The 11,850-nt window shown below is 64.2% G+C and carries 3 protein-coding genes; 1 reads left to right on the top strand and 2 read right to left on the bottom strand.

Features of this window, described 5'->3' with window-relative positions:
- Positions 1-8: 8 nt before the first annotated feature.
- Both Lysil_RS09780 and Lysil_RS13410 read right to left on the bottom strand, forming a co-directional pair.
- Complete coding sequence (locus Lysil_RS09780; protein WP_165782459.1) at positions 9-6,380, bottom strand: OmpA family protein; 6,372 nt, start codon at positions 6,378-6,380, stop codon at positions 9-11.
- 87 nt (positions 6,381-6,467) lie between these two features.
- The gene (locus Lysil_RS13410) at positions 6,468-8,615 is read right to left on the bottom strand and encodes a DUF11 domain-containing protein (RefSeq protein ID WP_165782458.1); all 2,148 of its coding nucleotides are present in this window, start codon (positions 8,613-8,615) and stop codon (positions 6,468-6,470) included.
- A gap of 624 nt (positions 8,616-9,239) precedes the next feature.
- On the opposite strand from Lysil_RS13410, the gene mutS reads away from it, so the two are divergent.
- On the top strand, positions 9,240-11,834 hold the full coding sequence (gene mutS, locus Lysil_RS09770; protein ID WP_103076010.1) for a DNA mismatch repair protein MutS: 2,595 nt from the start codon (positions 9,240-9,242) through the stop codon (positions 11,832-11,834).
- Positions 11,835-11,850 lie beyond the last annotated feature (16 nt).

Here is an 11,850-nt window from a genome sequence, read left to right as displayed (position 1 = left end):
ATCTCCCCTCAGCGTCCACCAGGACAGGTTGCGATCTGACCGTCAGGTCGCGGTTCCACTCGCAGGCACTGTCGCGTGGTACGGGTGAGATGCGCGGCGATTTCGTTGGCCACCGCATCGGCGCGCTGTTGGCTCAAGCGCATGTTGTGTTTCGCCGTGCCGCGCATATCGGCATAGCCGGAAATCGCCACGACCGTGCCGGGCGTGGCATCCACCTGCTGTGCGATGGCGGCAAGCAATGGCAGGTACTGCGGACGAATCGTCGACTTGTCGGTATCGAACAACAGCACGCCGAGACCGATGTCCTTGCCCAGGGTCACCAGCGTTTGCCCGCCATCGATTTGCGCGCGAAGCTCGATGCGGGTGGCGTGCTGCAACTCCGGTGACAAGCGTTGATCCAGCGCATTGCGTATGGCCTCGGATCGACGGAACGCCAGGACCAGGTTGTCGGCATTGGCGGTGATGGCGACGCTGCCGCCGCCGGCATCACGCAGGCGCCCGGCGATGCGATCGACCACGGGCAGGTGCTCCGCGGGGACCACCGAACTGTTGCCTTCGAAGAACACTTCGCCCAGATCGATGTCGACTTCGGACTTGCCGCCGCCGAGTGGCGTGTTTGGAACCTGCACGCCGAAGTCGAAGCGCACCGGAACACCGGGAGTGATGCGCAGCACGCGCGGATTCTCGGTGGTGAAGCGGCTCCCCGGAGGCAATGTCGCCGTATCCACCTTGACCAGGAAGTTGCGACCACGCGCCCAGCGACCGCCATCGATGCCGTCGATGTGGAATCGGCCATAACGATCGGTTTCGATCAACAACCCTTCGACGGTTCCCAGGCGAACACCAGGCAGGCCACGTTCGCCCGGGTCCTGCCGGCCATTGCCGTTGGTGTCGTTGAAGACGCTGCCGACGATCAGGCTGTCATTCAACATGGGATCACCGACGATTTCGACATCGGCACTGGCCTCGTTGCTGACCGCGACGCCGTTGGAGTCGTTGATGATTCCGCGATTGACGTGGATGCCGAGGCTCACGCCTGCAGCCACGCGCACCGCATAGGTGATCGTGGCGCTCTTGCCGACCGCGACATCCAGCGCACCGACGCGGAGCGGACGGGCACCGAGCAAGGTTCCGGCCGCATCGTCATCGGCCACCACCAAGGATTTCGTGACGACATCGAAGCCTGCCGGCAAGGTGTCATGCAGGACTTCACTGCGGGCATCGACCTGGCCGACGTTGTCGACGCGCAAGGTATAGCGCACCAGGTCACCTATGCGCGCGGTGCGCACAGCCGCGGTCATCGTCATCCGCAAGACCACCGGAGCCGCACGCACGAGGACCGAAATGATTGCACTGGAGCAATTGGCTGGATTGGCACGCTCGCAAATCGTGTACGTCGTGGTGTAGGTGCCCGCCGTCGTTCCGGGCAACACACTCACGCTGCCATTCGGATCGACTGTCAATGCGGCATTGTTGACGGGCGTCAATGTCACCGCCGATGTCGTCGCCGTCACGCCGGCCAGCGTGTCATTGGCCAGCACGTTCGGCACCGCCACGCCACCCGCCGTCGTCGCCGTGCCACTGTCCGGGTTGGCGATGATCGGCGCGGTCACCGGGATCGTCGGCGTTGTGCTGGTGTTGTTCCCGGGATTCGGATCGGACGATCCTGGCGGTATCGTCACTGTCGCCGTGTTTGCAGCGATGGTGCCACTCGCCGGCGCTGTGCCGCTCACCGTCACCGTGATCGCGTTCGCTGCACCCTGGCCCAGATTTGCCGTCAGGTTGACATTGCCGGTACCGCTCGCGGACCCGCAGGTCGATGTGCCCGATGCCACGCAGGTCCAGCTCACGTTCGTCAGCTGCGGGGGCACCGTGTCACTGATGGTCGCGCCCACCGCATCGGCAGGACCGACGTTGTTCACCACCAACTTGTAGGTCACCGTCGAGCCCGCCAACGCCGGACTCGCGCTTGTCACCGTCTTCACCAGCGACAGATCCGATGTCGCCGCCGTCACGGTAACCGTCGCTGGCGCTGTTGCGCAATTCGTCGGATTCGCGATTTCGCAGATCTTGTAGATCAACGTGCTGTTGCCGACGGCTGCACCGGCTGCCACGTTCACCGCACCCGTCGCAGTGTTCAGAGTCACCAGCGGACTACTGCTGCTCACTGCGCTCAGCGTCACCGTCGCTGTCGTCGCTGTCGTACCTCGCAAGGTGTCGTTCGCGAGCACGTTCGCGACCGCCACGCCACCCGCCGCCGTCACCGTGCCGCTGTCCGGATTGGCCACGATTGCTGCAGTGACCGGGATCGTCGGCGTTGTGCTTGTGTTGTTGCCCGGGTTCGGATCGCTCGTTCCCGCTGGCACCGTCACCGTCGCCGTGTTCGCAGCGATGGTGCCGCTCGTCGGCGCCGTGCCGCTCACCGTGATCGTCAGGTCGTTCGCCGCGCCAACGGCAACATTCGCCGTCAGATTGACATTGCTCGTGCCGCTCGCGGAACCGCAAGTCGATGTACCGGTCGCGACGCACGTCCAGCTCACGTTCGTCAGCTGTACCGGCACCGCGTCACTGATGGCGGCGCCCACCGCATCGGCAGGACCGGCGTTGTTGACCACCAACTTGTAGGTCACCGTCGATCCCGCCAACGCCGGACTCGCGCTTGTCACCGTCTTCACCAGCGACAGATCCGACTGCACTGCCGTCACGGTGATCGTCGCTGGCGCCGTTGTGCAATTCGTCGGATTCGCGATTTCGCAGATCTTGTAGATCAACGTGCTGTTGCCGACCGCCGCGCCGGCTGCCACGTTTACTGCGCCAGTTGCCGGGTTCAGGCTCACCGACGGATTGCTGCTGCTCACCTCGCTTAGCGTCACCGTCGCCGTCGTCGCTGTTGCACCTCGCAAGCTGTCGTTCGCGAGCACGTTCGCCACCGCCACGCCACCCGCCGTCGTCACCGTGCCGTTGTCCGGATTGGCCACGATCGCGGCCGTGACCGGGATCGTCGGCGTCGTGCTCGTGTTGTTGCCCGGGCTCGGATCGGTCGTTCCCGCTGGCACCGTCACCGTCGCCGTGTTCGCACCGATGGTGCCGCTCGTCGGCGCCGTGCCGCTCACCGTGATCGTCAGGTCGTTCGCTGCACCTTGGCCCAGGTTCGCAGTCAGGTTGACATTGCCGGTACCGCTCGCGGAGCCGCAAGTCGATGTCCCGGTCGCGACGCAGGTCCAGCTCACGTTCGTCAGCTGCACCGGCACCGTGTCACTGATCGTCGCGCCCGCCGCATCCGCAGGACCGGCGTTGTTGACCACCAACTTGTAGGTCACCGTCGAGCCCGCTGCTGCGGGACTCGCACTCGTCACCGTCTTCACCACCGACAGATCCGATGTCGCCGCCATCACGGTGACCGTCGCTGGCGCTGTTGCGCAATTCGTCGGATTCGCGATTTCGCAGATCTTGTAGATCAACGTGCTGTTGCCGACGGCTGCACCGGCTGCCACGTTCACCGCACCCGTCGCAGTGTTCAGAGTCACCAGTGGACTACTGCTGCTCACTGCGCTCAGCGTGACGGTCGCCGTCGTCGCTGTCGTACCTCTCAAGCTGTCGTTCGCGAGCACGTTCGCTACCGCCACGCCACCTGCCGCCGTCACCGTGCCGCTGTCCGGATTGGCCACGATCGCTGCCGTGACCGGAATCGTTGGCGTTGTCGATGTGTTGTTGCCCGGGTTCGGATCGCTCGTTCCCGCTGGCACCGTCACCGTCGCCGTGTTCGCACCGATGGTGCCGCTCGCCGGCGCCGTGCCGCTCACCGTGATCGTCAGGTCGTTCGCTGCACCCTGGCCCAGGTTCGCCGTCAGGTTGACATTGCCGGTACCGCTCGCGGACCCGCAGGTCGATGTCCCGGTCGCGACGCAGGTCCAGCTCACGTTCGTCAGCTGCACCGGAACCGCGTCACTGATGGCGGCGCCCACCGCATCGGCAGGACCGGCGTTGTTGATCACCAACTTGTAGGTCACCGTCGAGCCCGCTGCTGCGGGACTCGCACTCGTCACCGTCTTCACCACCGACAAGTCCGACGAAAGCACCGTCGCTGCTACCGTCACTGTCACCGTCGCCTGCGCACAGTTACCCGGGTTCGCGGTCTCGCAGATCCTGTAGACCAACGTGTCCGTACCGACCGCCGCTCCAGGCGCGACGTTCACCGCGCCGGTTGCCGGGTTCAGGCTCACCGACGGATTGCTGCTGCTCACTTGACTCAGCGTCACTGTCGCGGCTGTCGCCGTCACACCGGCCAACGTGTCATTCCAAAGCACGTTCGGCACCGCTACACCGCCGGCCGCCGTCACCGTGCCGCTGTCCGGATTGGCCACGATTGCTGCCGTGACCGGGATTGTCGGTGTCGTCGATGTGTTGTTGCCGGGATTCGGGTCGCTCGTTCCCGCTGGCACTGTCACCGTCGCCGTGTTCGCACCGATGGTGCCGCTCGCCGGCGCCGTGCCGCTCACCGTGATCGTCAGGTCGTTCGCTGCACCCTGGCCCAGATTTGCCGTCAGGTTGACATTGCCGGTACCGCTCGCGGACCCGCAGGTCGATGTCCCGGTCGCGACGCAGGTCCAGCTCACGTTCGTCAGCTGCGCCGGCACCGCGTCACTGATGGTCGCGCCCGCCGCATCCGCTGGGCCCGCATTGTTCACCACCAACTTGTAGGTCACCGTCGAGCCCGCCAACGCAGGACTCGCGCTTGTCACCGTCTTCACCAGCGACAGATCCGACTGCACTGCCGTCACGGTGATCGTCACGGTCGCTGTTGCGCAGTTGCTCGGGTTCGCGATCTCGCAAATCTTGTAGACGAGTGCGCTGTTGCCGATGGCCGCGCCAGCCGCCACGTTCACCGCACCCGTCGCAGTGTTCAGCGTCACCGACGGATTGCTGCTGCTCACCTCGCTCAGCGTCACCGTCGCCGTCGTCGCTGTCGCACCTCGCAAGCTGTCGTTCGCGAGCACGTTCGCCACCGCCACGCCGCCTGCCGTCGTCACCGTGCCGCTGTCCGGGTTGGCCACGATCGCCGCAGTCACCGGGATCGTCGGCGTCGTCGACGTGTTGTTTCCCGGATTCGGATCGCTCGTTCCCGCTGGCACCGTCACCGTCGCCGTGTTCGCATCAATCGTCCCCGATGCTGGCGCCGTTCCATTGACCGTGATGGTCAGGTCGTTCCCCGCGCCAACGGCAACATTCGCCGTCAGATTGACATTGCCCGTGCCGCTCGCGGAACCGCAAGTCGATGTACCGGTCGCGACGCACGTCCAGCTCACGTTCGTCAGCTGTACCGGCACCGCGTCACTGATGGCGGCGCCCACCGCATCGGCAGGACCGGCGTTGTTGACCACCAACTTGTAGGTCACCGTCGAGCCCGCTGCTGCGGGACTCGCACTCGTCACCGTCTTCACCAGCGACAGATCGGACAGCACTGCCGTCACGGTGACCGTCACTGGCGCAGTTGCACAGTTGCTCGGGTTCGCGGTCCCGCAGATCTTGTAGACCAGCGTGCTGTTGCCGACCGCCGCGCCGGCTGCCACGTTCACCGCACCCGTCGCAGTGTTCAGCGTCACCGAGGGATTGCTGCTGCTCACCTCGCTCAGCGTCACCGTCGCCGTCGTCGCTGTTGCACCTCGCAAGCTGTCGTTTGCGAGCACGTTCGCCACCGCCACGCCACCCGCCGTCGTCACCGTGCCGTTGTCCGGGTTGGCCACGATCTGAGCAGTCACCGGGATTGTTGGCGTCGTCGATGTGTTGTTGCCCGGATTCGGGTCGGTCGTTCCTGTCGGCGCCGCCACCGTCGCCGTGTTCGCAGCGATGGTGCCACTCGCCGGCGCCGTGCCGCTCACCGTCACCGTGATCGCATTCGCTGCACCCTGGCCCACGTTCGCCGCCAGGTTGACGTTGCCCGTGCCACTCGCCACGCCGCAGGTCGATGTCCCGGCTGCCACGCACGTCCAGCTCACGTTCGTCAGCTGCGCCGGCATCGTGTCCGCGATCGTTGCGCCGACTGCATCCAACGGGCCCGCGTTGCTCACGACAAACTTGTAGGTCACCGTCGAGCCCGCCGCGGCTGGACTCGCGCTTGTCACCGTCTTGATCACCGACAGATCCGAGGTCGCCGCCAATGCATTGGTGTCGGTTGCGGAGTTGTTGGCAGGCGCCGGATCACTGATGTTGGCCGGCAGCGTCACCGTTGCCGTGTTGCTCAATGTTGCCGGGAAACTTTGCGCCATCGCCTGGCCACACGACAACGCGCAAAACAGCATCGCCGCCACCCATGCCGGACGCCATTTGCGCCCCGGAATGACCGGTGCCAGATGATCGAGGCTCGAGGTGTCGGTATCCATATCGCTGCCCTGTGAATTGGGTGGAGCTGCCATCGAGCGTGGGCAAGGTCGCATCGGCGTCATTGCCCGTGTCATGTCGTCGCTGCGCTAGTACGCCGCCGGATTGGTGCTGAAAGTCACGGGCACGCTGATCGTCGCCTGCCCTCCGGCAGTGAGATCGACGTTCAAGGTGACGGTTTTCCCGCCGGCGCTGCCTCCGCTGGCTGCACTGCATGCGCCAGCGGTCGCACTGCATGTCCATGGCCCCGACAGACTCATGCCATTCGGCAGGCTGTCGTTCACCGTCGCGCCGGTGACCGCATCGGGTCCCGCGTTGGACACGGTGATGACATAGGTGGCGTTGCCGCCGGGCGTGTAGGTCCCCGAACCGTCGCTCTTGCTGATCTGCAGATCCGCCTGCAACGCGCGGTTGGTGATGCGACAGGTGACCGTCAATGGTGACGTCCCCACTGGTGGCGCGGTGTAGTTGAACGATGTCCCGCTGCCCGAACTGACCACGGTGTTGTTCTGGTCCTTGCACGACCACGTGGTGACATACGGCGCCAATGTCGTGCCATTGCCTGCCGTTTCGGCGAGCGCGTACACGGCGCCTGGCGTGGTGACAACGGTTCCGGTGATGCCGCCATTGCCGATGTTCGCCGCCGATGTAACGACGGTTGCGCCCTGGCTGATCGACAGGTTGAACAATCCGGGATTGCCGGCGGGCAGGAGTTCCTTGGTCAGCGCGAGTACCGCCGAGCACGCCTGGATGATGCCTTCCACCGTGAACACTGCCTGGCCGATGCGGATGCCGAGCAAGCCCAGCAGGTTGTCGACCACGCCGCCGAGCACCGTGTTGAGCACCGGCGTCAGCAACGGGACCACGGCCGCCTGCAATGTCGTTTGCACTACCCCGACGATGCTGTTGACGATCGGCAGCAGCGCTGCCGGTACCGCGATTGGAAGTCCCAGCACCGTGACATCGATCGTGCCGCTGCCAACGCTGAGATTCAGATGGTTGAGCAAATCGGTGACCAGCGTTCCGGCACTCACCGTGCCTGCGGTGGCAGTGATCGTCTTCGGGAACGGTCCGTTGACCGTAAGCGTTTGCAGGCTCGGCGCGCCGGTTCCCACGGCGAGTGCGGAAACACTCAAGGGAACGTGCACGGCAAGCACCGAGGGCAACGGAAGCCCAAGGTTGAGGCTGACGTTGAACTTGAGATCGAGGTTGTTGATCACCAGCGGAGTGAAGTCCGAGCTGCTCACCACGTGCGTGCGATTGAAAAACAGGCTGTCGGGAACCGATCCGATGTACACCCCCACCAGTCCCGGCCGCGCCTGGAACGTCACCGCATTGCCGACGTAATTGACCGTTGCCAATGTGCCTTCGGCGCGCGCGACGTCGGCGTACACTTGGAGCTTCAACACATCCGCTGTCAGCGTGGCATTGGCGAGACCGAGACCGAGGCCATTGATCGCAGAGAGGAGCTGCCCGGTGTCGAACCCCTGCAGCACATCGAGGTTGAGCTTGATGCGGATCGCGCTGGAGTGGAACGACGATCCAGCCGGACCGCAAACGTAGACCGGCGGCTCCACCACCTGCAGCCACAGTTGCACGTTGGCGACACCCGTCAATCCCAGCGCTGCGGTGTTGATCGCCAAGGGCGTCGGCGTGGTCACGACGTTCTTGAAGTTGTACAGCTGCGCCGAACCGGTGATGAGATCCAGCACGTCGAGATTGATGTTTGCCAGCGATCCTTGCGGCAACGCGATCTGCAACAGGTCAGCGAGCTTGATCGTCCCCGTCAATCCGCCGATGGTCGGCGTGATGAGGTTCAACGCGTTGACCGCCGCCGTCTTGCCGTCGGCTTGCAACACCTGGACCATCGCCGCCTGCAGCTGCGCGAGCGTGATGTTGGCGTTCAGCACCTGGCTCGGGTCGCTCAGGCTGAGGTTCGTCCCCAGCTGGGTGATGAGCGCGTTGAGGTTGATGTTGGCAGTGGTGAGCGCGTTCCAGTCGAGCACGCTCAGGTTGATCGAGGTGCCGGGCAAAATCGACTGCAGCAGCGGATTGAGCAGCGCCGCCTGCGTGGTATCGACCGACACCAGCCTGGGCCCTGCAGAGACACAGGCGCCACTGGCGCAGCCGGCCTGCGCTTGTGCGCGCGACGGGATCACCGATGCAAGCATGACCACCACCAGCAACAGCCCGGACATGCAACTCAGGCTGCGCGACCACAGACGCTTGATCCCCATCATTTCCCCCATGGCAACCCCCTGCCATCGTTTTTGATGCGTCCTATTGATATCCCCAGTCGTACAGCTTCATGAACGGACGCAAACCATGGGTATCACGTGAATTTTTTTTAATCAACCTGATAAAAGTCGCAGGGAGCGGAAAAATAAGTGATTTCTGTCACATTTATTGATTTATGTTGATAAGTAATACCTATGAGATGCATGGGATGGCCCTTTGACTCGCGATGCTGAATGGTCGAACCGAGAAACTTCGCTTATAGCGGCGCAAGCCATCAGGGTGCATTGGAGGCATTGCCATACGCGTCGGAATGGCCGATACCGAGCGAATTTCCGCACCACATGAATGGCAGCCGCCGGCGCTGGCGAATTGCCGATCCAACTCACGACCACGCGCCAGCCTGGATAGGAATTTTCAATCACAGAGCGGAAATGACGAATCGAGCATTCGCGCACAGATCGCTCCGTCACCAAAGCGCATTCCACGATTTTCGGGTCCAGCCAGAGCGCGCGTTGCGCGAAATCCATGGCGATGCGACACCAACGCAGGATCGAATCACCGATACGTGCGGCGAAGGCGCTGTCCTGCCGATCGATCGCGACCGCTTCCCTATACTTTCCACCATGAGTACCGACAAGCAGCCCGAACACACGCCCCTGATGAAGCAATTTTTCGCCGCCAAGGCGGAACACCCGGATGTGCTGCTGCTGTTCCGGATGGGCGATTTCTACGAATTGTTCTACGACGACGCGCGCCGTGCGGCGAAATTGCTCGACATCACCCTGACCCAGCGCGGACAGAGCGCAGGCCAGCCGATCCCGATGGCCGGCGTGCCGGTGCATGCCTACGAGGGCTACCTGGCGCGACTGGTCGCGCTCGGCGAATCGGTGGCGATCTGCGAACAGATCGGCGATCCCGCCACGTCAAAGGGGCTGGTCGAACGCAAGGTGGTGCGCATCGTCACGCCCGGCACGGTGACCGACGAAGCACTGCTGCAGGATCGCCGCGACACTTTGCTGATGGCGGTGGCACGCGGACGCGACGGTTACGGACTGGCATGGGCCGATCTTGCTGGTGGCCGGATGATGGCGGCGCAGTTGCGCGATGGCGATGCACTGGAAGCCGAACTGGCGCGGCTCGACCCCGCGGAACTGCTGATCGCCGACGAGGACGGTTGGCCCGACTACGTGACGCAGCGTGGCGGCGTGCGCAAACGCGCACCGTGGCTGTTCGATGTCGACAGCGGTCGCCGCAAGCTGATCGATTTCTTCAATGTGCATGATCTCGGCGCCTACGGCATCGAGGATGCGCCGCACGCCATCGCCGCCGCCGGCGCGTTGCTCGGTTATGTCGAGGAGACGCAGAAACAGCGCCTGCCGCACCTCACGTCGATTGCCGTCGAATCCGGCGACGATGCCATCGCGATGAACGCGGCGACACGCCGTCATCTCGAACTCGACACCCGCATCGATGGCGACACCAGGCACACGCTGCTGGGCGTGCTCGACTCCACCATCTCGCCGATGGGTGGCCGCCTGCTGCGACGCTGGCTGCATCGCCCGTTGCGCAACCACGACATCGTGCGCGGACGCCAGCACGCGGTCACGACATTGCTGGCCTCGGGCCAACTCGATGATCTGCGCGAAACCTTCCGCGGGCTGGGCGATCTCGAACGCATCCTCACCCGCATTGCATTGCGCAGCGCCCGTCCGCGCGATCTCTCGACGTTGCGCGATGGCCTCGCGCTGACGCCGCGCATTGCCGCCCTGCTCGACACACTCGATTCACCGCGCTTGCAAACGCTCGCCAACGAACTCGGCCAGCACGACGACATCGCACGCCTGCTGACGCTCGCGGTGGTGGCGCAACCGCCGCTGCTTGCCCGCGATGGCGGCGTGATCGCCGAAGGCTACGACGCCGAACTCGACGAACTGCGCATGTTGTCGACGCACGCCGACCAGTTCCTGATCGACCTCGAACAACGCGAACGCGCGGCGACCGGCATCGCCACGCTCAAGGTCGGCTACAACCGCGTGCACGGCTATTACATCGAACTCGGCAAGGCCCAGGCCGAAAAGGCGCCGGTGCATTACACGCGCCGGCAAACCCTGACGAACGCCGAGCGCTACATTACCGAAGAACTAAAATCCTTCGAGGACAAGGTGCTGTCCGCGCGCGAACGCGCATTGGCGCGCGAGAAGCTGCTCTACGACGGCTTGCTCGATGCCCTCAACGTCGATCTCGAACCGTTGAAGCATTGCGCCGCCGCACTGTCGGAACTCGATGTGCTGGCCTGCTTCGGTGATCGTGCCGATGCGCTCGATTGGCGTGCACCGGAATTGGTCGCTGCGCCGCAGCTGCAGATCGAGCGCGGACGCCATCCGGTGGTGGAAGCGGTGCGCGACGATCCGTTCACGCCCAACGATCTCGATCTCTCGCCGGAACGCCGGATGCTCGTCATCACCGGCCCCAACATGGGCGGCAAGAGCACCTACATGCGCCAGATCGCGCTGATCGTGCTGCTGGCGAACATCGGCAGTTTCGTGCCGGCGACGTCCGCGCGGATCGGTCCGGTCGATCGCATCCTCACCCGCATCGGTGCCGGCGACGATCTCGCGAAAGGCCAATCGACCTTCATGGTCGAGATGAGCGAGACCAGCTACATCCTCCATCACGCCACCGAACAGTCACTGGTATTGATGGATGAAATCGGTCGCGGCACCTCGACCTACGATGGCCTGGCGCTGGCCGAAGCCTGCGCGCGCCATCTCGCCGAAACCAATCGCAGCTACACCTTGTTCGCCACCCACTATTTCGAATTGACCGCATTGGCGCAGCCGGGCAGCGGCATCGCGAACGTGCATCTCGACGCGGTCGAGCATGTCGACAAGAACGGCGGCGACACGCTGGTGTTCATGCATGCAGTGAAGGATGGCCCGGCCAATCGCAGTTTTGGCCTGCAGGTGGCCGCGCTGGCTGGCTTGCCGAAATCGGTGGTGCGCGATGCCCGCGCGCGGCTGGCGGAACTGGAGCAGCATGGTCGCGATGAAACATCTGCGCAGGCACCGATGACTGCCGCGGCACTCGACAACCCGCAGCAGTTCGGCTTGTTCATGCCGCAGTCCGCGGCGCTGGACGCGCTCGCCGGGATCGATCCCGACGAGCTCACGCCGAAACAGGCATTGGAAGCGTTGTATCGGTTGAAGACGTTGGGCTGAGAAGCCCGCGCGCGGG

The organism is Solilutibacter silvestris, from assembly GCF_002895945.1.
GTDB classification, from domain to species: Bacteria; Pseudomonadota; Gammaproteobacteria; order Xanthomonadales; family Xanthomonadaceae; genus Solilutibacter; species Solilutibacter silvestris.
The sequence above is the reverse complement of the archived record's forward strand: the minus strand, read 5'-3'. Positions and strand labels throughout refer to the sequence as shown.